We start from the raw sequence: 25,249 nt of genomic DNA, 5'->3' as shown, positions 1-25,249 counted from the left end.
TTTGATTGAATTTCGTCAGGTTTCAAAAGTATTTGATGACGGAGAGAAGAAAATTGAAGCGTTAAAGGAGATTAATATAACCGTTGAAAAAGGGGATATATTCGGAGTCATCGGTTTTAGTGGAGCAGGAAAAAGTACACTCATCCGAACTGTGAATCTATTAGAATATCCTACTTTAGGTGAAGTGATTGTAGAAGGAAAAGATCTAGCAAAGATGTCTGAAAAAGATTTGCGTGAAGCTAAGAAAAATATTGGCATGATTTTTCAGCATTTTAATTTACTTAATTCCAAAACAGTCTTTGATAATGTGGCGATGCCATTATTGTTAAGTAAAAAAAAGAAAAAAGAGATTGAAGAACGAGTTTATGAGATTCTCCGCTTTGTTGGTCTAGAAGACAAAGCAAAGAATTATCCAAATCAGCTATCAGGAGGACAAAAGCAGCGTGTCGGGATTGCCCGTGCGTTGGCTACAAACCCTTCGATTCTATTATGTGATGAAGCAACATCGGCATTGGATCCACAAACAACAAAATCAATCTTGAATCTGTTGAAACGGATAAATGATGAATATAAAATTACCATTCTAATTATCACGCACGAAATGGAAGTGATTAAAGAAATTTGTAATCGGGTTGCAGTGATGGAGGATGGTAGCGTGATTGAATCAGGAAATGTGTTCGATATTTTTGCCCGTCCACGAACAGAAACAACACGTAACTTCATTCGATCGGTTGTTCGCGATGAAGTGCCATCAAGTGTATATGGGTTGCTACAAGAGGATGCCTATTTCAGCCGTATTTTTAAAATTGATTTTTTTGGGTTGAGCTCTGGGCAGCCTATCGTTTCAAAAACAGCGAAGAGGTTTAGTGTGGAAATAAACGTTCTGTTCGGCAATATTACTGAGTTACAAGGCATCCCATTTGGTAATTTAATTGTTGAAATAATAGGAAATGATGATGAAATAAATCGGGCATTACAGTTTATAAAGAATCAAAAGGTTGAAGTGAAGGAGGTTACGAAGGATGGAAGTCAGCAAAGAGCTCATTTTAAACGCATTGTGGGAAACGCTGTACATGGTTAGTATTTCACTTTTTTTTGGAAGCATCATTGGAATATTCTTAGGCATATTATTGGTTGTAACAAGAAAAGGTCATATTTATGAAAATAGATTTATTTTTTCTATAGTGAATCCAATTGTAAACATTTTCCGATCGATTCCGTTTATTATCTTGCTTGTGGCGATTATTCCATTCACAAGACTAATTGTTGGTACGTCGATTGGTACGACAGCAGCAATTGTACCACTCGTGCTTCATATTGGCCCATATATCTCAAGACTTGTAGAGAATTCGCTATTAGAAGTAGATGAAGGCATTATTGAAGCTGCGAAAGCTATGGGAGCAACACCGTTACAAATTATTTTCAGGTTTTTAATGCCTGAGGCTTTTGCGTCGTTAATTCTGAGTATAACAACTGCAACAATTGGTTTAGTAGGCGCTACAGCTATGGCAGGAGCTATAGGTGGCGGTGGACTTGGTGATGTAGCGATAACATATGGCTATCAACGCTTTAGTACTATTACGATATTCGTCACCGTTGTAATTCTAGTAATTGTAGTTCAGGGAGTACAAAGTTTAGGAAATATACTCGAACGAAAAATTAGAAGGGTGTAGTGGTGGTACTGAACAGACAGAGAGGGGAATAAATGATGAAAAAATGTATTTTACCTTTATTGCTTATTTTGGGGGTGTTATTGACAGGTTGCTCAAGTGATTCAACTAATGCGGGAGGGAAACAAACGAAAGTGAAGGTCGGGATTAGAAATTCTGAACTTCGAACATGGGAATTTTTAAAGGAACAGGCTGAAAAAGAAGGGGTGGAAATTGAAATTGTTAATTTCTCATCGGCTTATGATCCGAACGAAGCGCTGGCAGAAGGGGATATTGATATCAACGCCTTTCAACATGTTGCCTATTTAGATTCATTTAATGCGAAGAACGATACAGATATCGTTCCAATTGGGACTACAATTATTGCTCCTCTCGGTTTGTATTCAAGTAAATATAAATCGGTGGAAGAAATTCCAAATGGTGCACAAATTGCTGTGCCCAATGACCCAGCAAACTGGGGAAGAGCTTTATTGTTATTACAAGAAGCAAAACTCTTAAAGGTTGTTGATGACTTTGACGGAAGTGGTGGACAGGACAAAATAAAAGAAAATCCGAAGAAAATCGAAATTGTTCCTGTCGATAGTGCCAGTGCTCCACGTGTGATGGAAGATACAGCTGGTTCGGTGATTAATAATGGAGTTGCGGTAGAAGCGGGACTCACTTTAAAAGATGCTCTTGTTCATGAAAATAATACTGCAAAGCCTTATATTAATATCATAGCAGCTAGGAGTGAAGATCAAGACAATGAAATTTTCCGAAAATTAGTTGATCTCTATCAATCAGAGGAAACAGCTAAATTTATTGAAGATACCTATAATGGAAACTATATTCCAACATTCATTACCTTGAAAGAATTGAGCAGTTATAAGGAGATATATTCTAATAAATAAGGAGAGATTAGAATGGCTCAAGACAGACAGATGAAGCTAGCTGCTTATCTGATTGGAACAGGTATGCATGTTGCGTCGTGGCGACATCCGGCATCAAATCCGAATGCAAGTATTGATGTGAAAGCTTTGCAAAGACTGTCAAAAATTGCGGAGAAAGGGAAATTTGATCTTGCCTTTGTGGCAGATAGTTTGGCCATTAATCATGAATCGCATCCTCAAATACTTAATCGATTTGATCCGATTGTACTAATTACAGCATTAGCTGCAGCGACAGAAAAAATTGGCATTGGGGCGACAGCTTCTACAACGTACAGTGAACCTTATGTACTCGCTCGCCAATTTGCTTCTGTTGACCATATAAGTGGCGGACGTGTGGGGTGGAATGTTGTTACAACAGCTGATGCGACCGGAGAGACAGCCTTGAATTTCAGTCGCGATAAACATTGGGCGCACGATCATCGTTATGAACGAGCAGAGGAGTTCATCGACGTTGTGCAAGGATTATGGGATTCTTGGGAAGATGATGCATTTGTGTATAACAAAGAAACGGGACAATTTTTTGATCCTGATAAAGTGCATGAGCTTCATTATAAAGGCAACTATTTTTCGGTTAAAGGTCCGTTGAATATTGCACGCTCGGTGCAGGGACAGCCGGTTATTATTCAAGCGGGTGCCTCTATACCAGGGAAGAGATTAGCCGCTCGAACAGCCGAAGTCGTTTTCACACATTGGGATAACATTGAAGAATCGAAACGATATTATCAAGAATTAAAATCGTATTTAATGGATTTTGGAAGAAGCGGAGAGGAGCTCCACATCCTTCACGGCATTTCCCCTATTATCGGAGAAACCGAAGAAATAGCAATTCAAAAATATCTCAAACTCCAAAGTCTCGTCGACCCTTATGAGAGTTTGAAATTCGTTTCTGGTTATATGGGCAATGTTGATTTTTCTAAATATTCTTTAGATACGTTAGCGAAGGATGTTGAGTTTCCATCAGTAAATAGCATACAAAGTAACTTTAATGAAATGAAGAAAATTATTGATGAAGAAGACTTAAAAGTCGGTGAATTATATGCGAGATTTTTCAGTCCTGCCAGACGTGATAGATTTGTCGGTACACCAACTCAAGTAGCCGATGAAATGGAGGTATGGTTTACCGAAAAAGCTGCAGATGGCTTTATGCTTCAATTTCCACTGTTACCAGGCGACTTAGAGGATTTCGTCGAGATGGTTGTTCCAATTTTACAGGAGAGGGGCTTGTTCCGTTTGGACTACGAAGGAGACACTCTCCGTGATCACCTTGGATTAAAGAATCCAAAAAATCGCTTTGTTAATGAAGAAATAGCAAATTAAGGGGAGTAAGGATTAGATTTCTCACATCTTCGTTATATCCATCAAATGAAGGCATATATTAGGTGCGGACAAAGGAAAGAGAGACAAGGAGAAATCCTAGCCCCTCCATTCTTTTCTCCTACCTATATATATGACTTTTTTGTTTATAGAAGAATCACCAATCATGATGCTGCCGGAAATTACCGGTACACAGCAAATAACTGACTGAATGCTCAAAATATAATAGTTAGTTAGCCCTAGCTTTTAATTGTAATTAGAGTTTTCCCTTTTCACACGAGAAAGAAAACATGTTTTTACTTATCAGGCTGCTGTTAGTGATCCACAACTCGGAAAATCTTGTTGATTATTAGAGTGGAAACAATGAAATCATAAGTTGTTTATGGTACTTTTAAATAAATAAAGATAGGAGAATTATGATGACGACTTTGAATGAATGGTTTGAAAAGGGGATTCCTGCTAAAGACTTTGTTGCTTCGATGAATGTTCATAAAGAAAGCTTACAATCGATTTATGATCGGTTTTCTGTTTCGGAGGTAGACCAAGATTTTTTTAATGATTTAAAAGCGAAAGACCTTCGAGTTATTATCATTACTGAAGACTGGTGCGGAGACGCGATGATGAATATACCTATTCTTTTAAACATTGCAGAAGCCGCAAATATTGAAACTCACATGGTTTTACGTGATCAAAACCTTGAGCTGATAGATCAATACTTAACAAATGGAACAGCGCGTTCAATTCCTATTTTTATATTTATTGATAAGAATGGTGAAGAAAAAGCGGTTTGGGGGCCTCGTGCGCCAAAGGTACAAGAGAAAGTAATGGAGTTGCGATCAGTTCTGCCACCTAAGGATGACGAAAGCTTCGAGGCAGAGCAAAAAGAAGTATTTAAAAAAATGACTAAAGCTTTTTCTGAAGATAAACAGCTTTGGAACGAAGTATACAGCAGTATAAAAGAAGCCTTAGTAAAGATATAAAATTTGAATTACTTCCACGTTTAAAACGCGGATATTTTATTGTTCTATAAACCCGGCTACCTTACTGAAAGCCTCTCCAATAAGAAGAGAAGCGTTGGTGTAACTCAAAAAAAAACGAGTGTAAAACGTAAGCTGTTTTACACTCGTTTTTTTATTTGTAGTGTTTTTTTCTATATGTTAAGGGCAGGGTTCATGGCACCTTGGTTTTGGGCAGCCTTTTTTCATTTGTTTATGATTCTGGAATAATGGTAACGCCAATGGTTCGAATTGGAGAATCCTGTTTAGCACTTTGGTTCGTGGCTTTGTAGTATTTTAACATTAGATCGTTTAATTCATTTTGAAAGTTAATAAAACTTTCATCATCAAGCTTTAGTTCTAAAAGTGAAAAGGTTGAACCATCTTCTGAGCAATCTCGTTCTTCTAATTTAGTAAGGTAATTTTGATATTGAGTCATAAGTGATAATTGATAATACGAATAATAGTTCAACTTTTTCTCATTAGAAGATTTTTTCCACTCTTCTCCACTAAGTCGTGCCTCTTCTTCATTCAAAACGTAGTATTTTTCGGAAACTGATCTCACTTTTTTTTCTTTCACAATGCGAATAACTCCAGAATCTAACAAAACTTGTATATGTCGATACAATGTTGCCTGAGGTACATCTTTAATGATTTTTAACATTTCTAGTGGTGTTAATCCATTTTCTCTGTTTCTCATTAAAGCTTGGGAGATCTTTATTCTTACGGGGTGCATTAAAATTTCAGCTTTATTAACCATTTTATTCTCCTTACATTAGAAATTTGATACTACATAATGATAATCAATTCGATAATCCCAATATTGTTCTTTTCTTATCATATAGATCACGAATAATAACTTCATTTTGTCATATAGTGTATGGTTAAATCATTTTCATTTAAGTAAGATAATAGTAGAAGAATACATTTAATCAAATTAGAAAATTTTTACCGTAATGTATTTTGAAGAAAGTAATATGCATTTTTTTAAAAATATATGTAATTATTTTTTAAAAAGATGAAATGAGTTCATACAATAGGATTAAAAAATCCTAGCTTTTAGCTTACATAAATCCCACTATATTTTTGTTATTATTTATAATGATAATATTATCATTATAAATAACAATAAAAACTAAAACAATATTTTTAAAAGAAAAAAACAGGTGCAATATTCCAATTATCATGTTATCATTATCAATAATGATAACATTTTATTTTGAGTTATTAAATTATAGGAGTGGTAGTTATGCAATTGCATTACGGATGGGACGAATTTAAGAATATTGATTTCATGTCTTTTCTGCCGATTATTTTACCGGTAATTGCTATTGGATTTATTTTAGTCCTTATAGCTTTAATTGATTTATACAGACATCGAAAAACGAGGAAAAATATTTTATTGTGGACACTCATTATTATTTTTGTAAACACTCTTGGTCCAATACTGTACTTTGTTATTGGTAGAAAGGACAGTGACAGAATATGAAATTAGAAATCAAAAATGTTACTAAAAAATTTAAAGAAAAAACAGCGGTTAATAATTTTTCAATGGAACTACAATCAGGGGAATGTGTTGGATTGATAGGGCCTAATGGGGCAGGTAAATCGACACTAATAAAAGTTATTGCAGATATTATAGATCCAAGCATGGGAGAAGTCTTACTTGGTGGTAAGAAAATTTCTAAAATGAAAAGGGAAATAGGCTACTTACCACAATACCCAAACTTTTTTCAATGGATGACTGCCAAAGAAACCCTTACTTTTATGGGACAGCTATCAGGAATAAAGAAGGAAGAATTAACACGGAGTATTCCAGAAATAATGTCGAAAGTAGGGTTAAGTGGGGAAGAGAATTCAAAGGTAAGAACCTTTTCAGGTGGAATGAAACAGAGACTTGGAATTGCACAAGCATTGTTACATAAACCATCTTTGATTGTAATGGATGAACCGGTTTCGGCATTAGATCCAATTGGTCGAAGAGAAGTTCTAAATATAATAGAAGAAATAAAGAAAGAGACGACCATTTTATTATCAACACATATATTAAGTGATGCAGAAGAAATATGTGAGAGATTTGTCATTATAAAGAATGGTGAAAAAATTGAAGATACTACAATGACAGAATTATTAAACAGGAATAGTGAAAATAAAATTAATGTTGATTTAACAGTTAAAAATCAAGAATGGATTGAAATCGTTAAAAGCTTAAACTTTGTAAAAGGTGTAGAGGTAATTGGAAATAAATTAAAAATAGAAGTGGAAAATATAGAATTAAATAAGAATTTATTACTGGCGAGTGCTCTGGAACACAATGTTGATCTTGTACGGTTTGAAATAGATAACGATACATTGGAAGAGATATTCTTAAAATTGGTGGTGGGAAAATGAATAATTTTACCGTTTTAGCGAAAAAGGAATTTGTGCAGATGGTACGTGAATTCAAAGTTATTTGGCTGCCTCTTGTATTTATATTTTTAGGATTAACTCAACCAGTTGTTAGTTATTACTTACCTTCAATATTAAAGGCACTAGGTGGAGGCCAAGGGATCACTATTGATCCAAGTATGGCTGCTCAAAAAGGCGGCGAAGTACTTGCTAGTACATTAGGGTCTCAATTTGATCAATTAGGGGTCATGATTATAATCGTTTCCATGATGGGGGTCGTACAGTCTGATAAAGCAAATGGTATGTTAGCCTTTATTCTTACAAGACCTGTTACGGTTGTTTCTTATATAAGTGGAAAAGTTATTTCCAATTATTTGTTTGTTGCTTGCAGTGTAGTGCTAGGATACTTGGTCTCATATCTGTATGTTATTTTATTGTTTACGAGAGTTGATTTTGTGGACTTATTAGTAGCTTTGTTGTTCTATCTGATGTGGATTCTATTTATAGTTTCATTCACGACAATGATCAGTACTATTTTTAATAGTCAGGGTATTATTGCATTAATATCAATAGTATTTTTACTGGGCTGTAGAATCGTAGTGGGTTTAAGTCCTGTTATAGACAATGTGAACCCGGCAAGTATGAGTAAACATGCTATGGAAGTACTTATTTTAGGAACAGTCAATACAGATGTAATCTGGAGTGTAATATCGACAATTGTATTGTCAGCACTAACAATCTTAGTAACAAACATATGGATTTCTAAAAAGAAATTTAATAATGAATAAGTAGAAGGCAGAAATGTGTTAATCATGAAGTGATGGGGGGATGATAACATTGTTAAGCATCACAGATTTAGAAAAAAGTTACTCAACCAAGAAAATTTTAAACGGTGTAAATTTACAAATAAAAAAAGGGGAAATTTTAGGTTTTATAGGAGCAAATGGTGCAGGGAAAACAACGACATTAAATATTATTACGGGCATATTAGATTATGAAAATGGAATGGTTGAAATAAATGGGCTGACCAAAGAAGACGGCATAGAATATAAAAAACAATTTTTCTTCATCCCTGATACCATTAATGTATTTAAAAACGTTTCGGGGTTGGACTGGATTCGTTTTTTGATGAACCTATACGATAATGAGGACAACGAAAGTTTGGATGAATATATCAGTCGGTTTGGTATGCAAGAGTCCATTAATAAGCCAATGGGAAGCTATTCCTATGGAATGATGCATAAAGTATCATTGATAGCAGCTTTTACAATAAATCCACCGATCATCATTATGGATGAACCATTAAATGGATTAGATCCAAACGCAGTGTTAGTTTATAAGGGTTTAATCAAACAATACGTTGAAAAGGGTGGTACAGTATTTTTCTCAACACATTTGTTAGATGTAGCAGAGAAAGTTTGTAATACAGTGGCTATTTTAAAAGAGGGAAAAATCATCTTGCATGATGAGATAAAAAATATTATAGGTGAAAGCTCATTAGAATCTATCTTTATGGAGGCGCAAGTATATGAAGGAAAAACTTCAATTAACTAGATTTATTGTTTCCTCCTTCTATAAAAAGCCCAAGCAGACAATGCTACAGGTTGTATTAATAATAGCCGTTTTTTATATGTTTTTACAATTAACTGTTGTAAACGCCTTTGTTTATTTTCTTGGAAACACTCAAGTTTTTATGTTTTACAATCTAACAATTTCTAGTATTCTCGTCTTTGCTTTGGTTTGCTATTTATCTACTTCACAAGTTTTTGCTTATTATGAATTTAACGTATTAGCACCTCTCCCACTCTCATATAAGAAGATTTCAACAGCAAAAGTGATCAGTAGCTTATGGGTGCCTATCGTCTTATCAATGGCAGTCCAAGTACCGACCTTAGGGTTCTTGATAATCGATCTAAAGTTTGTGGAAGCGATTAAATTGTTGTTATTTATACCAATTGTCAATGGATTAATAGCATTGCTCCTTTTATTTATTCTATCTTGTATAAATAGATATTATTATAAATTTAAAAATAAAGTAGCATATTTAATGGTGAACATTGCTGTCATTATACTGCTTTCGATTATTTCAATTATTTATTTTGCCAGCAAATCAACAATTAAAATGTCAAAGGTTTTTTCGGAAATTGATATAACTTCTATTGAAGGGCTAAAAAACTCGATAGAATTTATACTAAAACACATTTATGAAACCGCAAACATGATTCCAGTGATAAAGTGGATCATCAATGCTTTTGCTTCAAATCAAATAACTGTTCAATTTTTTATAATTTATATTTCTATAGTAATACTTAGTCTCTTATTATTTTCTTTTATTATAGAAAATATTTCTGTGAATTATTTTAAAAATGGGTTATTAGAAAATAACAAAACGAGCTTGAAAAACTCAAGGGTTCATATCACTAAAAATCAATGGAATAACTATTTACAAAGAGAGATATGGATTATTAAGTCTGAAGCTTATTTTAAAATGCAAGTAGCTTTAGGTCTTTTATTACCGCCAATATTTTCAATTGTAATGCTATTGTTAATACAGAATGAAGTGCTTCCGAATTATTTAAACATAACAAAAGAAGGAGTTTTTGATAAATACTTTTCATATTCGGTCCTTTTCTTGTGTTGTATAAATAATATAAGTGGAACCCCTTATTCAAGAGAAGGGAAATACCATTATTTATTGAAGAGTGCACCGTTTAATAAAGGATATGTGTATTTTTCTAAAGTAATATTTTCATCAATAATGAGTATTATAGCGGTAGTAGTTAGCTTTTTGTTCTTTGCACTGTTTGGTCATTGGAAATTAGAAAATGTAGTCATGTTAATAATTATTTCTTGTTTAGTAGTTTGCTACAATCTTCTAACACCAATATTTGATATGAAAAACCCAAGTATAGAATGGGAGAATCCATCTGAGGCAATTAAATCAAACCCAAATGTATTAATAAGTCTATTATATGGATTGCCAATTTTAATCATTATTGCGACCATTCATTTTTGCTTGATTTGGTTCAGTGTCCAACCTCTCTTAGCAGCTCTGATAATATTAATGATCGTAATAATAACAATTTCTATTTTGATAAATAGGTTGAAAGTGGCTTTATAAAAATCTTTATATTAGAAAAGTATTCTTACTATGTTAAAGGGAGATATAGAAAATTGGCAGCACTAAATAAATTTAAAAAAGGAGTGTCTATTTATGGGGAAGCACCATGATAAAGATTTTAAAATTTACGCTGCTCGATTAGTATTGGAAGAAGGCAGGAAGCCTAGAGAATTGGCTGAAGAGCTTGATATTTCTATACCAACTTTACGAAATTGGGTCAATACCTATAAAGAAAATAACGAACAGGGCTTTGAAGACGCAAATAATGTTTCTTCGGAGCTTAGATTGACAGAAGAAAAGGACAAAATAATCAAAGATCTAAAAGAAGAGAACGAGATTTTAAAAAAGGCAATGTATATTTTTACGAAACAACCAAAATGATTCTTAACCATAAAGGATCGGATATTGAATATATACGACATTACGAAAAACTATATTTTATTTTTTTCACAAAATTAAAGTGAAAAAAAATAAAATATGGTTTTTTGTTGTTTAGTAAGAAAGCAATCAATTTGATTTTTGATGTTTTTTGATCTGTTGACTATCCATAAATTATTAAACGAACTTATGAAAAAGAAATTTTTAATCACAAAATTCGCACAAAAAATGTTATGAAAATACTCTTTTAGAGAAAAAAGTTCGAAAAATTGGTAAAGTTGCTATGTATTGTAGAAAATTTACAAATTTTTAATAGACTCTGTAAAATTGTTGTGATAAAGTGTTATCGATAATGATAATAGGTAACAATTCATCCATAAAAACCATTTATTGTATAAAAAGTATAACCTTTATGTAAGAAAGTGGATGAAAAGTGAGGACTTTTTCAGTGATTCTAACAGTTGAAGAGGAGGAATATAGTAATTGATTGAATATTTTATGAATAGAAGCAATATTTACAAATCTTTCATCAAGTTTTATGAATCAACTTCAGTTAATTTGGAATATGCTGATGAAATATTCAACGAACAAGAATGGAAATATTTAAATTTGCAAAAGGGAATCAAAAGAATCATAGAAGCAAAGAAAAGTTTATACTGTGGAAAATTAGCAATTATGGAATTTCTAGATATCGGTTTGAGTGAAATAAAGAATATATCCCTGTTGAAAGGTGTCTTTGGACAACCGGTTATTGTTAATAACCTATTACCGTCAATTAATTTAGGGATTTCCATCACACATACAGATAAAACTTTCGGAATATTAATTTTTGATCAATTACATCCAATGGGAATTGATATTGAAACTAAAACGAAAACTGATTCTGAATTTTTAGAGACATATCTAACGGAATGTGAGAAAAAGCTGATTAAGGAAAGCAATGGTGTTTTAAGTAAAGAAATTTTCTTTAGTGCAAAAGAAAGTTTATCAAAAATACTAAAAACAGGATTAACATCTCCACTTCAAATCTATGAAATTTCGAAGTTTGATATTAAAAATAATAGTATTTCACTTTTTTATGAAAACTTTACTCAATACAAATCAACTGTTGAGCTCGTGAAAGATGAAATAAGAAGCGTTACATTTCCAGTAAATTCTAAAAAAATAAATTAATAGGGGAAATATCAATGGAATTAAAAATGGAATCAAATGCGCAAGGTAAAAGTAATAACAAACTAGCACAATTTCTTTTTAAAAAAGAGGGAAAAGTTTACAAATTAATAATATCTCTATTAATGCTTAGTTTAATTGCTGGTATCGAAACAACACTTTTATTATATTCTGCAGATCAAAAAGGGATGAGTGTTTTAAATGGCATGTCCATTTCTGAGATAGGGGCTATGAATTTTGTCATTAATACAATTGTAATGGGGTCTTTAGGATTATTGGTCACATTTATTATTCAAATATTAATTGTATGTCTATTATTTTTAGTTCTAAAGGTAAGACCTGTAAACATAAAAGGGATATGTCAAGCTGTTATAAATGCAGGGATATTCATTGTAGTTGGATCTGGTGTTAATGCAATCATCGCTCTCTTAGTGAAGAGCAAAGAAACAACATTTACTAGTTTAGCTTTACTAGTGCATGATGAAAATTCTTTACTGCACACATTCATGGCAGAGTTTGAACTGTTTTATATTATTAGTTTAATTGTATTTAGTTATAGCTTAGAAAAATTAGCACTTATTAAAAGGAAAAATGCATTAATCATAACAATTATCATAGCCTTAATTTCTTTAGTTTTTCATATGTTGACGGTCGCATCAGGCACATATTTAAAATAATGGGGGAAAACAGTGAATATGAATTCTTTAGTATATTTGTTTGAAGAAAGTGTAAGAAGACATGAGGATAATATTGCGATAAGAAATAAGGATAAGCACTTTACATATAAAGAAACGAATATCTTAGCAAATAAAATGGCAATGTACTTAAAGAATAAAGGGATAAAAAAAGGAGACAATGTTGGGATTTATATTGAAAAATCCGAGTATGTTTTATTTTTAATAGTAGCATTACTTAAATTGGGTGTAACCTATGTACCAATTGACCCTAAAAGTCCGAATAAAAGAGTAAAACATATTATAAAAAATTCAGAATTAAAGTTATTAATAGGGGACATAGGTAAGATAAACGACAATGATTGTGATTATTTAACAATTGATGAAGTGATAGAGAAATCAAAAGATATGACAGGTGATAATTCAAACACATTAGTTGACCCTAAGGATCCAGCCTATATTATTTTTACCTCTGGCTCTACAGGTGATCCTAAAGGAGTATGTGTGTCACATGAAAATGTTATGAACTTGTTTTTAGGATGCGAGAATTTGTTCGATCTTAATAATAAAGATAAATGGACATTTTTCCATTCCTACGCATTTGATTTTTCTGTATGGGAGATGTGGGGTGCTTGGATTTATGGCGGAGAAGTTGTAGTGGTTTCATTTGAAGAAAGCCGAAATCCAATATCATTTGTTGATTTAATGGTACGTACACAAACGACAATTTTTAATTGTACTCCAAGCGCTTTCTTCGAGGTGAGTGAAGAAATCATTAATCGTCAAAATGAATTGAATTTAAAATACATAATTTTTGGTGGAGAAGCATTAAACTTCAAAAAGTTGACCCATTGGTTTTCACTAGAAAATAGTAAGTTACCAAAACTAATAAATATGTATGGAATAACTGAAACTACCGTTCATGTAACATACAAAGAGATTGAAAAAAGTGATGTTGAAAAAGGGATTACAAATATCGGTAAAGTCTTGCCACACCTTGGGTTTAAAGTAATAAATCAACTTGGAGAAGAAGTAACTTCAGATGAAGAAGGCGAGTTGTATATTTCAGGAAAAGGTGTTTCGTTAGGTTACTATAAAAATATCATAATGAATGAGAAGAAATTTACATATATTGATAACGTTCGTTACTATAAGTCCGGGGATGTAGTGAAAGTTTTAAATGATGATGAACTTCAATATGTTTCCAGGAATGATGAGCAGGTCCAGTTAAGAGGTTTTAGAATTGAATTAGGAGAGATAGAGAGCGCGTACAACAATGTGAAACACATCAAAAATGCTGTTGTTACAACGGATACAGCATTTAACGATGATATGCATTTATTTTTATACTATGTTGCGGATGAAGAATTAGCTGCTGACTATTTGAGGGAAAGTGTAAGAAGCTCGTTGCCAGCTTATATGATCCCAAGTTTTTTTATCAAGATAGAAAAAATTCCTTTAACTGTAAATGGGAAACTAGATAAATTATTATTACCCAAAGTAGATAGTAAAAAAGATTGTGAAACTACCTCTACTACTGAGAGTCTGGTAGTAGATGAAAAAATAAGTGAGAAAGTAAGAGAAATGGTTGTAAGTATTATAGGTAATGAGGCTATAAGAAACAATCAGTCACTACTTGAAAGTGGAATGAACTCATTATCGATAATGAGATTAATTGTCAATATAAAAAATCTATTTAATATCGAGTTTGCTCCATCAGAGATGTTGGAAAACGACACGATTACAAAATTATCCAAAGTTATAGAAACTCGGAAAAATAAAGAGGAAAAGCAAGAGTATATACCTATAAAAATAAATGATACGAGAACATACCCTTTATCATATGAGCAAGAAAACTTGTGGTTTATTCACCAAACAAATGTAGACAAATCCTTATATAACATAGTTTTTTCTTATGAAATATCAGGAGGAGTGAATAAAGGAAATCTGGAAATATCGTTAGATAAGTTGAGCAGGAAACATCATATTTTAAAAAGTGTCATTCAAGAACAATCTGGAAAAGGTATCTTAGCTTTTGATGAGTCGACTTATCATTTTATTAACTACTTTGATATTTCGAATATTCCTTTAGACAAAAAGGAAGAAAAAATAAATCAATGGGTGAAAGAAGAAACGGAACGACAATTTGATATAGAAAATGGTCCTCTCTTGTCGGTTACATTAGTGAAGACAAACGAATGTGAATATCAATTGATATGTAATATCCATCATATTATTTTTGATGGTTGGTCGATTCCATTATTGATCAACGACTGGTTTGCTATTTATGAGGAAATCGAGAATGGAAAAAAGAATGATTTAGATAACAGATCTATTCAATATGGTGATTATGCTTTATGGCAAAAAACCTCACCAAATTATATAAGTAGCAAGGACAACGAGTTCTGGAGTAATGAAATAGCTACAATGCGTCAAAAGTCCCTATTACAATATGATTATCAAAAAACAGATGATAGTAAAAATACTTCCGATATTATCAGCTTTTTATTACCAAAAGATATTCAAAAAAATCTTGAAGATCTTCACAAAAGAACAAAATCAACCTTGTTTATGAGTTTACTAACCGCATATCAAACCTTTTTATCTGTATATTTTGATGAAGAAGAAGTTGTTGTAGGAAGCCCATTGGCGAAGAGAAACAATGTCGATACGGAACAATTAATAGGTTATTTCGTTAACACCTTGCCCTTTAAAATTAATGTTTTTCTGGAAGATTCATTTGAAGAGATTTTGAGAAAAAATATAAAAAATATAACAGCTGTTTTTGACCACCAAAATTTACCGACAGAGAAAATTTTGAAACATTTATCATTAGATAGGACCATAGATTCAACGCCTTTGTTCGATACTGTTTTTGTACTACAAAATAACCAAAAAGAAAAGTTAACATATAAAACTTTAAAATTAAAACCTAAAAAAATTAATGCATTTAAAGCAAAATTTGATTTGGTTGTACAAGTAGAAGAATTTGATGATGCATTAGTCATTTCTTTTGAATTTAACAAATCATTATTTAATAAAACTACGATTCAAAGAATGGCTAACAATTTTCAACATTGGCTGCAAGAAATTACAACGCAGGATGACAAGCAGCTAAGGGATTTGTCTTATTTAGAGCCCGCACAGTTTCGAACAATAATTGAAATGAGTACAAGTAAAGTAAATCTGGAAATAATGGATGATCATCACTTTGAAGATGTAATTACTAGGTTTGAGAATAAAGTAAAAACAAATTTCGAAGATATTGCCATTGTTCATGGCGATGACGAAATAACATTTGGCGAGCTAAATGCTCGTGCAAATCAGATTGCACATCACTTATTCCGAAACCATGTTGGTATAGAAGATAAAATTGGTATTTTTATGGATCGATCAATTAATATGGTTACGACTATTTTAGCCATTATGAAGGTTGGAGCGGGATATGTACCTTTGGACCCGTCACAACCAGAGTCGCGATTAAAACACATGATTGAGGATTCTCAAATCATGTATTGTTTGAGTAACGATGAGGGAATTTCAAAATATCCTGGCGAAGAAAGTAAGCTAATATTGGTCGAAGAAATACTAAAGCAACAAAAAAGTGAAGTAGAAGAGTTCCATTCTATACGAATTTCGAAAAATAATTTAGCCTATATCATCTACACTTCAGGAACAACAGGAAAACCTAAAGGGGTCATGATTGAGCATGGTGGATTAGCAAACCTCTGTGACTGGCATATTAATCATTATTCTGTTTATGAAAAAGACGCAGCAACACTAGTTTCAAATACTTCTTTTGATGCTTCTGTTTGGGAGATATTCCCGTATTTAACAAATGGGAATAAACTCGTGATACTAGATTACTATGATTTACTTGATGTAGAAATCCTTTCAGAGAAGTTAGAAAAAGAGAGTGTCTCACTCGCATTTTTTTCAACGGGGCTGCTTGAGCAATTATTTATTAACGAAATGAAATTTCCAAAATCAATAAGAGCTGTTTTGACAGGTGGAGATCGTTTAAAAACGATACCTAATCGCTTGAGCTTTGATTTATATAATAATTATGGGCCAACAGAAGGTACTGTTGTTTCAACATCATATAAGATACTTCCAAGTGACGATACAGTGATTCCCATTGGAAAGCCTATCTTAAATGTAGAGGCATTCGTATTTAATTCTGGAATGAAGCTTACTCCTAAAGGGCAAATAGGTGAACTGTATATTGGCGGTAAAGGTATTGCAAGAGGATATATAAATAATGCAGAGAAGAACCTTGAAAGTTTTATTCCAAATCCGTTTAATCACTCTAAGAAACTATATAAAACTGGGGATTTAGTTAAGTATACAGAAGATGGGAATTTACTATTTGTAGGTAGAGTGGATGACCAAGTGAAAATACGGGGATATCGAATAGAACTAGGTGAAATCAATGCTGTTCTTAAAAAATGTACAGGTATAAAGGATTGTTTTATCACAGTAAAAGATGAATCTAAATTGAAGAAATTTATTATTGCGTATTATATTTCAGACAATGACTTGGAAGAAGATCATATCCGTGTATATATGAAAAATCATCTTCCTCATTATATGATTCCTGCTTACTTTATTAAAATGAATTCTTTTCCCCTAACAGTTAATGGAAAAGTGGATATGAAGAGCTTGCCAGATCCAAGAACTAATCAGGAAGAGACTAACAAAAAAAGTGTCATTAATGGCACGGAACAAAAATTGTTAAATATATGGAAAGAAGTGCTGAATAATCAGGAAATAACTATCTTTGATAACTTCTTTGAATGTGGAGGAGACTCCATCCTAAGTATTCAAATTTGTTCACTTGCAAAGAAAGAAAATCTTTTTATTACTTCAAAAGACATCTTTGAAAAACAAAGCATTGAAGAACTGGCAAAGGTTGTGGAATTGAAGGGCGATTTAACAATAAACCAGTCTGATGTTTTTGGAAAGGCATCATTTACACCCATTCAAAGTTGGTTTTTCTCTCAACAAATTGATAATTATAATCATTGGAATCAATCTGTAACGTTAAAAGGCTACCCGCTAATGAGTGAGAAAAAGCTTCAAAAGATCATGACACATATCGTTAAACATCACGATGGGCTGAGATCAAGGTTTGATAGTAAAGAAGCATTTTCAAAAGTTGAAAAGAATGTGAACCACAACGAAATGTGGAGTACAAAATACGTAGATCTATCAAACATGAATAAGGACTTACAAGAACAAGAAATTTCTAAACTCGAGAACGTTGCACAGCAGGGTATAAATATTTCAAACGGGCCGCTGATGAAAATTGTTTGTATAAAAACAGACGAAGATGAGCATACAATCATTTGGATTATTCATCATTTAATTGTTGATGGGGTTTCTTGGAGAATCTTAATCGAAGACTTTGATCGATTATATATTCAAGATATCAACAATCAAGAACTAAAACTGGATAACAAAACAACATCATTTAAAGAATGGGCAAACAAACTAAAAGAATATAAAAAGAGTATTCCTGTAGGTATTAAAGAGTACTGGCTAAACGAAAAAAGTGAAGTGTATGAAAGCCCATTAGTTAAAACAGAGAATGTATACGATGGAAGATCATTTGAAATGAAGCTAAATAAAGAGATCACAAGCAAAATCTATAATCAAATGACAAGAGCTTATAAAGCATCTATTGATGAACTCTATTTATCTCTGTTTGCTAGGATAATCGGGAATTATTTCAATAAAAAAGATATTCATTTTACTTTGGAGGGACATGGTCGCGAAGAATTATTCGACGATGTCGATTTGTCTAGAACAGTAGGATGGTTTACGACGATGTGCCCGGTTTATCTAGAAAATACAGAATCATTGTCAAAAACGATTCAAGTTACAAAGAAAAAGTTAAGAGCTTTGCCTAATAAAGGGATTGAATATGGAATTATAACAGAACTATGTGGTGAAACACATGTGAAACAAAATAAGCCAATTATTAGTTTTAATAATTTAGGTAGGTTTCATCAAAGCAATCAATTAGTTGCGAAGGAAGTTATCTTTTTTAGTGAACAAGATATTCAACATAACTCCTATACTGAACATGAAGTAGATATTGAATTACTGGTAGTAAATGATGAGCAAACTATAAAAATAAATTACAACAGACATTTTGCAAGAGAAGATTTTGAGAATTATATAGAAAAAAACTTGCTAGAATTGCTACGAACATTAGAAGCAGAGACAAAATTGAAAGAATCAACGTATTTGTCGGAAGACTTTCCATTAGTAAAAATGCCTGAAGAGGAACTTAACCAACTCCTAATCAGCGAATCACGAATTGTTGATATTTATGATCTGACTTCTCTACAAAAAGGGATGTTATATCATAGTTTGCTTGATAGTGAGAGCAGCCAGTATAAAGTACAACTCATTTTTGATATCAAAGGTTGTTTGGATGTCCGAAAATTAAAGAATGCCATTAAAACAATAGTAGGGAAACATGATATTTTAAAAACCAAATTATATTCAAGTAGAAAAGGAATATTTTATCAACTATTAATGAGTTCTCTAGATATCGAAGTTCAATATGAAGAAATGAATGATCATCATGTGATGCTGGAAAAGTTGTTAGCAGATCAATACAAGAGCATAGATATCGAGAACAATAGGTTAAATAGCTTCATGATCGTTAAGCTAGCGGAGAATGAGTACCAATTAATATGGACATTCCACCATATTATTATGGACGGTTGGAGCTACTCGATGGTGATTAATGACATTTTTAATACTTATCATTCAAAAACACCTTCTTCATCCGTGAGTACCTCATTTAAAAAGTATGTTGAATATATGAAAGATTATACGAAGCATAAAGAACTACAAGAGTATTGGGCGGAGAAACTGCAAGATGTTCAAATTCCAGGACCTAGTTTAACAGGAGCATTAGTAAGCGAGGAATATATTGAGAATTGCTACTTGAAAGTATTAGATGAGGAATTGAGTACTTCCATTCAACGATTCTGTCAGGAAAATAAGATTACCATTAATACTCTCTTTCTAACTATTTGGCTTGCTACATTAAAGGAAGTAAAAGGAACAGATAATGTGTGTTGTGGAGTAGTGACATCGGGTAGAAATATCCCCGTTGAAAATATTGAGATTATGGTTGGTCCATTTATCAATACTGTCCCGTTTATTAAGAAAATCACCCAAGAGAAGTCTTACAAGGAACTACTAAATGAAGTTCAAAAAGAGTTTTTAGAATTAAGTACCTATGAAAATACACCATTATCAGATATTTATGAGTGGGCGAACGCTAAAGATCACTTGTTTGATTCTTTGTATGCTTTCGAAAATTACCCAATGACACTACCTAGTACTAGTGAAATCAAGGTGAGTTTGAAAGAAGGAAGGGAAACAACGCATTATCCAATCGTCATTATCATTACTCCTGGTTCAAGTGTTCAAATTAAGTTTAATGAGACAGTAGTCAATCCGAAGTTAAGGTCATCAGTCATTTCGGTATTTAATCAACTACTCAATGAAATGTTAGAAAAAATAAAAGTTAAGTGAGGCGAGGATATATGGAAACTACCATAGTCGTTAAGGAAAGGTTAATCGAGGAAAAGCTTATTGGATTTTGGAAAGAAATTTTAGATCAAGAAACCCTTAGTACAGATTCTAGCTTCTTTGATTTAGGAGGAAACTCTCTTTTAGCAATGCAGTTTATTCAAATGGTGAAGAATAACATGGGAGTAAAATTACCAATCAAAGTGATGTTCGAACAATCGACTATTAAGGAACTTTCAGTACTCATCAAACAACTAGATGATATTAATAAGTTAAGTTGAATGGAAAAGAATTGAGGTGATTTCCTATGAACAGGAAAATTAGTGGAACAGAAGAGAAGCTAGTAAACATGATTTCAAATGTTATCGATCCTCTTAAAATAACACTGTTAGAAAACATAAATGAATTGTTAATAACAAATGAAAAACATCATGAGTTTTTGTCTTCAATAAAAAGAGAGTTTGGTATTCAGTTAACACCTGAGATTATTTCAAGTCAATCGAATATTGAAAAGTTAGCGAGTTTCATAGATATGCTTCTTAGTATGAGAGAAGACGAGGAAAACAAACCTTTCAAACGAGGAGAAAGTGAAGGATTACTTTCGCATAATCAAGATCGAATGTATCTGTTTGATAGACTAGAGGAAAAGAAAATGCTTTATAATATGCCATTTAAATTTATTTTAAATGGCGTAGTAGATATCGATGCCTTACAACAGGCACTAGATATTATGATTGAACGCCATGAAACTTTGCGGACGAATTTTAAAGGTGAAGAACATCAAATTCTTCAGTTCGTTATGAAAGATTGTCGTAGTGTAATAGCATATGAAGACTATCGAAAAGTAGACCCCGAAGTGATTAACTTAAGGGTTGCCTCCCATCTTAATGAAGAAATGAAAAGATGTTTTAATCTAGAAAATGATCCGTTATTTAATATGAAGCTATTTCGAATTGAAGAAAAAAATATTATTTAGTATGTAATTTTCACCATATTATTTTTGATGGAGTATCGTTTTTGACATTTTTCGAGGAGTTAATGGGGATTTATGAATTGATTCAAACGGGACGGATTGAGGATATTCCCCCTATTGAAATGCAATATTTAGATTATGCTGCCTGGCATAAGGAGTGGGTCAAAGAGAGCACGCCCAGTCAAAGAAAGTTTTGGGGAAGTTATTTGAATCAAGAGGAAGAAGTATTAGAACTTCCATTTGACTTTCAACGCCTAAAATCACCTTCTTATTCAGGTGACAGATTAGAAATGGATATAACGGATGAACTTCGTTTATTGATAGACACGATTTTAAAGAAGAATGGTATAACTTTATATACTTTTATGATGACCGCCTATCAAGTGTTTTTAAGTCAGTATACCGGGAAGAATCAAATCATTGTCGGGAGTACCGTCGCAAACCGAGGCCAAGAAGAATTTGCTCGTACAGTGGGCTGCTTTGTTAATACATTACCTTTTAAGTTAACAGTAGATGATACAGAATCATTTCACACAATCTTAACCAGAAATCGTAAGTTGATTTTGGATGTATTAGAACATCAAGCTTTTCCATTTGAAAAAATTGTTGAGATCATTAATCCAGACAGAGACTTGAGTTATTCTCCATTGTTCCAAACAGCTTTGGCAATGGAAGAAAGCTTCGATGGAAGCTTTAGCAATTCATTTTTCACTCTTGAAAAAGATAAATTCGACATTCCTTTTTCAAATTATGATCTTACTATAAAAGTAAAGGGTTCTCAAAAGCTAGTACTTGAATTCGAGTATTCTGATGAACTATTTCATCGGGAAACAATCGAAAGACTCATGAAGAGTTTCGAAAAATGGTTATTCCAAATTTGTCAAAATACAAATATTCCTATTTGTCATTTAGATTATTTAGATGACAGTCAAATGAATCAATTATTATCTGAGTGGCAAGGTGAAGTTTCGGATACATATCAAAATGAGACAATCATCTCCATTTTTGAAAGGATCGTAGAGAACCATTCGAACAAATTAGCCGTTACTGATAATGGAGAAAGTATAACCTATCTAGAATTAGATGAAAGATCAAATGTGATTGCAAACTTGGTTAGAAACCATATGAAAAATGGTTCAAATAAGGTAGGTCTGCATGTATACAGATCTATTGATATGGTAATCAGTATGTTGGGGATCATTAAAGCTGGATGTGCATACGTACCGCTTGATCCTATGCTGCCAACTGAAAGATTAGAATATATCATTAATGATTCGAAAATAGATATATGTATTACGAATCAAGAAGAAGAACCTGAGATTAAAAAGATAGCAAATGTGATAAATCTTGAATCCGTAAATTACATAGATACAGAAAGCTTTTCTAAATTGCTTGCACCTTCAGATTTAGCTTACATTATTTATACTTCTGGAACTACAGGAAAACCGAAAGGGGTCATGTTATCTCATAGAGGTGTAGTGAATTTAGTAATAAGTCAAAACAAATACTTACAACTTAATGAGACATCAAAGGTATTACAATTTGCTACCTTTAATTTTGATGCTTCTATATACGAGATATTTGGAAGCTTATTAAATGGTGCAGAGTTGCATATCGGAAATAATAAAGAGGAAATGTTTGATTTATTCGCACTTGAAAATCAAATCATAAGTGAAAAGTTAACGCACCTTGTATTACCACCGGCGGTATTACAAGAGCTAAATATAGAGGATTCTGATGTGACGTTCGTTGGTTCAGCGGGGTCAGAATGCCCAATAGACTTGCTAAATCGATATCAAAAGATAAACTTTTATAATGCGTATGGACCGACAGAATATTCTGTATGGACTACATTTGAAATGTTTAAGGCATTTGAAAACAATAGGATTCAAAATAATAAAGTATCGATAGGTAAACCAATACTGAATACTAACGTTTATTTATTAAGTCCTGAGCAAAAGCTTGTCCCAATAGGTGCTACTGGTGAAATATACATTGGTGGTGAAGGGTTAGCAGTTGGATATGTTAATAATGATGATTTAACAATAGAGAAGTTTATTGAACACCCTTTTAAAGTTGGAAAGCGTTTATATCGTAGTGGTGACCTTGCAAAATTCACGAGCAATGGCGAGTTAATTTTTCTAGGGCGCAAGGATAATCAAGTGAAAATAAGAGGATTTCGAGTTGAAGTTGATGAGATTTCGGTCACTCTCAACACGTATCCGCAAGTAATTGATTCATTCATTAAAATTCAAGATCAGCCAAACTTAAATAAACAAATAATTGCCTATTTCACATCAAAACAACAAGTCGATTCCAATCAGTTAAAAGCATTTTTAAAAGAGAGATTACCAAATTACATGATCCCGTCATTCTTTATACAAGTGGACAAATTTCCGTTAAACGCAAATGGGAAAATTGATTCAGCTATTCTTCCGGTTCCGGACACTAGAAGTAGTACCGATTTAGAAGTACCTAAGACGAATAATGAGAAAGTTCTTCTTCAAATTTTCAAAAGTGTCTTAGGAATAGATGTCTTAAGTATCCGAGATAACTTTTTTGAACTTGGTGGGGATTCTATTCAGAGTATTCAAATATGCTCTCTAGCAAGACAAGAAGGCATTATCATTAGTCCGAAATCAATTTTTGAAAATCAAACGGTAGCTGAGTTAGCTGCGATTGCGAGAACTGAAAATAAAGTCATGGTTCAACCTATTGATACCAGAGGGAATGTGGAACTGACACCAATCCAAGAATGGTTCTTTGCAGAACACACGACTTCTATCAATCATTGGAATCAGTCTATTGTGTTTAGTAAAAATATTTGTGCTCAAATAGAGGACATTGAAAAAATTCTATCTCAGATAGTAGAACATCATGATGGATTGTTAACCCTATTTGAAAACCATAACAATAAATATTTAGGGAATATAGACTCTGATCATAAAACATGGGAGTTAGTCTATAAGGATATTCATCATTTAGATGAGGAAACACGAATAAGAACAAGAGATGAATGGGAAATGACGATACAAGGTTCATTGGACATAAGAAATGGACCGATAATGAAAATGCTAGTTTTGAAAGAACAATCGAACAAGTATCGCTTCCTTTGGGTAATCCATCATTTATTAGTTGATGCTGTTTCTTGGAGAATTTTACTTGAAGACTTTAATTATCTCCATGATCAAGTATTAAACAATCAAACAGGAAAGCTGGCAACTAAAACTTCATCATTTAAAGATTGGTCAAACTTCTTAAAGAAATACAATGAAACGTTAATGGATTCTAAAACAATCCGTTATTGGGAGCAAAAAATAAAAAATAAAATAGCTGATTTTAAGATAATAGAAGACTTTATAGCAAAAGAAGAAAGAACAATAGAGAAGTCATTTAGTGAAGAAGAAACTGAGTTTTTGATCCATGAATTAACAAGTCAATCTAAAGCAACTGTAGAAGAAGTTTTGTTGTCATTAATCGCAAAGAGTGTGAACCAATCTTTTGAAGTAGAGAATTTTTGGATAGAAGTGGAAGGCCATGGCAGGGAAATAGTAGACGAAACAATAGATGTTACACGAACAGTTGGCTGGTTTACTGCGATGTATCCAATATTATTACATTCAGATGCGACATTTAATAATACGTTAAAAAACACAAAGAATGCAATAAGGGAAATTCCAAATAAAGGTTTTGATTATGGTGTGATCAAGTATTTAAGACCCGGAGTCATCCAGGAGCCAGATATCCATGTTACTTTTAATTATTTAGGAAAATTGGACTCTCAATTTGAATCATCTAATAGCAAGGATTTTGGTGAATTTGAAAATAAACCGAAACTACATTTCCTGGCCTTGATTCAAGACGGAAAACTAACCATAAAGATAATATCAAAATTAGCTAAGAATAAGATAGATCTATTAATAGAAGCTATTGATAAAGTGGTAATGGAAATCGTGGGCACTGAATCTAAACAAAGTTCGTTAATAGAAAGTGATTTTCCAGATGCCATGATTACTGAGGAAGACTTGTTTCATATATTAAATTCTAATAAATGAGATGATTACTAGTTTCCTAGAAGGA

The 25,249-nt window shown here is 32.6% G+C and carries 17 protein-coding genes and 1 pseudogene; 17 read left to right on the top strand and 1 reads right to left on the bottom strand.

Going from position 1 to position 25,249, the window contains the following annotated elements; all coding sequences use genetic code 11:
• Nucleotide 1 precedes the first annotated feature (1 nt).
• The 5 genes from JFU24_RS13320 to JFU24_RS13300 all read left to right on the top strand — a co-directional run bounded on the left by JFU24_RS13320 (nt 2) and on the right by JFU24_RS13300 (nt 4,893).
• Nucleotides 2–1,081 carry a methionine ABC transporter ATP-binding protein gene (locus JFU24_RS13320; RefSeq protein ID WP_201250079.1) on the top strand — a complete coding sequence of 360 codons (1,080 nt, stop codon included), beginning with the start codon at nt 2–4 and terminating at the stop codon, nt 1,079–1,081.
• Entirely contained in the window at nt 1,023–1,673 is a 651-nt protein-coding gene (locus JFU24_RS13315; protein ID WP_053344412.1) for a methionine ABC transporter permease, read from the top strand. The genes JFU24_RS13320 and JFU24_RS13315 overlap by 59 nt, the downstream gene beginning before the upstream one ends.
• Nucleotides 1,674–1,708: 35 nt before the next feature.
• Complete coding sequence (locus tag JFU24_RS13310; protein ID WP_201182959.1) at nt 1,709–2,560, top strand: MetQ/NlpA family ABC transporter substrate-binding protein; 852 nt, start codon at nt 1,709–1,711, stop codon at nt 2,558–2,560.
• Nucleotides 2,561–2,572: 12 nt separating this feature from the next.
• Nucleotides 2,573–3,916 (top strand): LLM class flavin-dependent oxidoreductase, encoded by a 1,344-nt coding sequence (locus JFU24_RS13305; RefSeq protein ID WP_201250078.1) that lies wholly within the window; start codon nt 2,573–2,575, stop codon nt 3,914–3,916.
• Nucleotides 3,917–4,332: 416 nt separating this feature from the next.
• Nucleotides 4,333–4,893 carry a thioredoxin family protein gene (locus JFU24_RS13300; protein WP_201250077.1) on the top strand — a complete coding sequence of 187 codons (561 nt, stop codon included), beginning with the start codon at nt 4,333–4,335 and terminating at the stop codon, nt 4,891–4,893.
• 229 nt (nt 4,894–5,122) lie between these two features.
• Here JFU24_RS13300 and JFU24_RS13295 read toward each other — a convergent pair whose 3' ends face one another.
• Entirely contained in the window at nt 5,123–5,668 is a 546-nt protein-coding gene (locus JFU24_RS13295) for a helix-turn-helix domain-containing protein (protein WP_201182953.1), read from the bottom strand.
• A 489-nt stretch (nt 5,669–6,157) separates the two neighbouring features.
• Here JFU24_RS13295 and JFU24_RS13290 point away from each other — a divergent pair, with 489 nt between their 5' ends.
• The 12 genes and pseudogenes from JFU24_RS13290 to JFU24_RS13235 all read left to right on the top strand — a co-directional run bounded on the left by JFU24_RS13290 (nt 6,158) and on the right by JFU24_RS13235 (nt 25,224).
• Nucleotides 6,158–6,397 (top strand): PLD nuclease N-terminal domain-containing protein, encoded by a 240-nt coding sequence (locus tag JFU24_RS13290; protein WP_201182951.1) that lies wholly within the window; start codon nt 6,158–6,160, stop codon nt 6,395–6,397.
• Nucleotides 6,394–7,299: an ABC transporter ATP-binding protein gene (locus JFU24_RS13285; protein ID WP_201182949.1), complete on the top strand. Its 906-nt coding sequence runs from the start codon at nt 6,394–6,396 to the stop codon at nt 7,297–7,299. Before JFU24_RS13290 ends, JFU24_RS13285 begins: the two co-directional genes overlap by 4 nt.
• Nucleotides 7,296–8,084 (top strand): ABC transporter permease, encoded by a 789-nt coding sequence (locus JFU24_RS13280; RefSeq protein ID WP_201182947.1) that lies wholly within the window; start codon nt 7,296–7,298, stop codon nt 8,082–8,084. The genes JFU24_RS13285 and JFU24_RS13280 overlap by 4 nt, the downstream gene beginning before the upstream one ends.
• Before the next feature lie 49 nt (nt 8,085–8,133).
• Complete coding sequence (locus JFU24_RS13275; RefSeq protein ID WP_201182945.1) at nt 8,134–8,850, top strand: ABC transporter ATP-binding protein; 717 nt, start codon at nt 8,134–8,136, stop codon at nt 8,848–8,850.
• Nucleotides 8,825–10,417 (top strand): hypothetical protein, encoded by a 1,593-nt coding sequence (locus JFU24_RS13270; RefSeq protein WP_201250076.1) that lies wholly within the window; start codon nt 8,825–8,827, stop codon nt 10,415–10,417. Before JFU24_RS13275 ends, JFU24_RS13270 begins: the two co-directional genes overlap by 26 nt.
• A gap of 93 nt (nt 10,418–10,510) precedes the next feature.
• Nucleotides 10,511–10,798, top strand: coding sequence for a transposase (locus JFU24_RS13265; protein ID WP_190270366.1), 288 nt, complete (start codon nt 10,511–10,513; stop codon nt 10,796–10,798).
• 480 nt (nt 10,799–11,278) lie between these two features.
• Entirely contained in the window at nt 11,279–11,968 is a 690-nt protein-coding gene (locus tag JFU24_RS13260) for a 4'-phosphopantetheinyl transferase family protein (RefSeq protein ID WP_201182939.1), read from the top strand.
• A 14-nt stretch (nt 11,969–11,982) separates the two neighbouring features.
• Nucleotides 11,983–12,642 (top strand): hypothetical protein, encoded by a 660-nt coding sequence (locus tag JFU24_RS13255; protein WP_201182930.1) that lies wholly within the window; start codon nt 11,983–11,985, stop codon nt 12,640–12,642.
• 18 nt (nt 12,643–12,660) lie between these two features.
• Nucleotides 12,661–20,199: a non-ribosomal peptide synthetase gene (locus JFU24_RS13250; RefSeq protein ID WP_201250075.1), complete on the top strand. Its 7,539-nt coding sequence runs from the start codon at nt 12,661–12,663 to the stop codon at nt 20,197–20,199.
• An 11-nt stretch (nt 20,200–20,210) separates the two neighbouring features.
• Nucleotides 20,211–20,477: a phosphopantetheine-binding protein gene (locus JFU24_RS13245; protein WP_190270362.1), complete on the top strand. Its 267-nt coding sequence runs from the start codon at nt 20,211–20,213 to the stop codon at nt 20,475–20,477.
• A gap of 26 nt (nt 20,478–20,503) precedes the next feature.
• Nucleotides 20,504–22,056 (top strand): annotated as a pseudogene (locus tag JFU24_RS31355) (condensation domain-containing protein); the annotation flags it as partial.
• Nucleotides 22,057–22,101: 45 nt separating this feature from the next.
• Nucleotides 22,102–25,224 (top strand): amino acid adenylation domain-containing protein, encoded by a 3,123-nt coding sequence (locus tag JFU24_RS13235; RefSeq protein WP_446728302.1) that lies wholly within the window; start codon nt 22,102–22,104, stop codon nt 25,222–25,224.
• The last annotated feature ends 25 nt before the right edge of the window (nt 25,225–25,249 follow it).

The organism is Peribacillus sp. TH27, assembly GCF_016650915.1.
Taxonomy (GTDB): Bacteria; Bacillota; Bacilli; order Bacillales; family DSM-1321; genus Peribacillus; species Peribacillus butanolivorans.
Note: the sequence above shows the minus strand (reverse complement) of the source record. Positions and strands in the feature narration are given on the sequence as shown.

Excerpts from the sequence above, each read along its gene's own strand:
- JFU24_RS13310 (WP_201182959.1), top strand. The coding sequence starts at position 1,709 with ATGAAAAAATGTATTTTACCTTTATTGCTTATTTTGGGGGTGTTATTG.
- JFU24_RS13235 (WP_446728302.1), top strand. The coding sequence starts at position 22,102 with ATGAATCAATTATTATCTGAGTGGCAAGGTGAAGTTTCGGATACATAT.
- JFU24_RS13250 (WP_201250075.1), top strand. The coding sequence starts at position 12,661 with ATGAATTCTTTAGTATATTTGTTTGAAGAAAGTGTAAGAAGACATGAG.
- JFU24_RS13270 (WP_201250076.1), top strand. The coding sequence starts at position 8,825 with ATGAAGGAAAAACTTCAATTAACTAGATTTATTGTTTCCTCCTTCTAT.
- JFU24_RS13305 (WP_201250078.1), top strand. The coding sequence starts at position 2,573 with ATGGCTCAAGACAGACAGATGAAGCTAGCTGCTTATCTGATTGGAACA.
- JFU24_RS13295 (WP_201182953.1), bottom strand. The coding sequence starts at position 5,668 with ATGGTTAATAAAGCTGAAATTTTAATGCACCCCGTAAGAATAAAGATC.
- JFU24_RS13255 (WP_201182930.1), top strand. The coding sequence starts at position 11,983 with ATGGAATTAAAAATGGAATCAAATGCGCAAGGTAAAAGTAATAACAAA.
- JFU24_RS13290 (WP_201182951.1), top strand. The coding sequence starts at position 6,158 with ATGCAATTGCATTACGGATGGGACGAATTTAAGAATATTGATTTCATG.
- JFU24_RS13315 (WP_053344412.1), top strand. The coding sequence starts at position 1,023 with ATGGAAGTCAGCAAAGAGCTCATTTTAAACGCATTGTGGGAAACGCTG.
- JFU24_RS13265 (WP_190270366.1), top strand. The coding sequence starts at position 10,511 with ATGGGGAAGCACCATGATAAAGATTTTAAAATTTACGCTGCTCGATTA.
- JFU24_RS13300 (WP_201250077.1), top strand. The coding sequence starts at position 4,333 with ATGACGACTTTGAATGAATGGTTTGAAAAGGGGATTCCTGCTAAAGAC.
- JFU24_RS13280 (WP_201182947.1), top strand. The coding sequence starts at position 7,296 with ATGAATAATTTTACCGTTTTAGCGAAAAAGGAATTTGTGCAGATGGTA.
- JFU24_RS13245 (WP_190270362.1), top strand. The coding sequence starts at position 20,211 with ATGGAAACTACCATAGTCGTTAAGGAAAGGTTAATCGAGGAAAAGCTT.
- JFU24_RS13285 (WP_201182949.1), top strand. The coding sequence starts at position 6,394 with ATGAAATTAGAAATCAAAAATGTTACTAAAAAATTTAAAGAAAAAACA.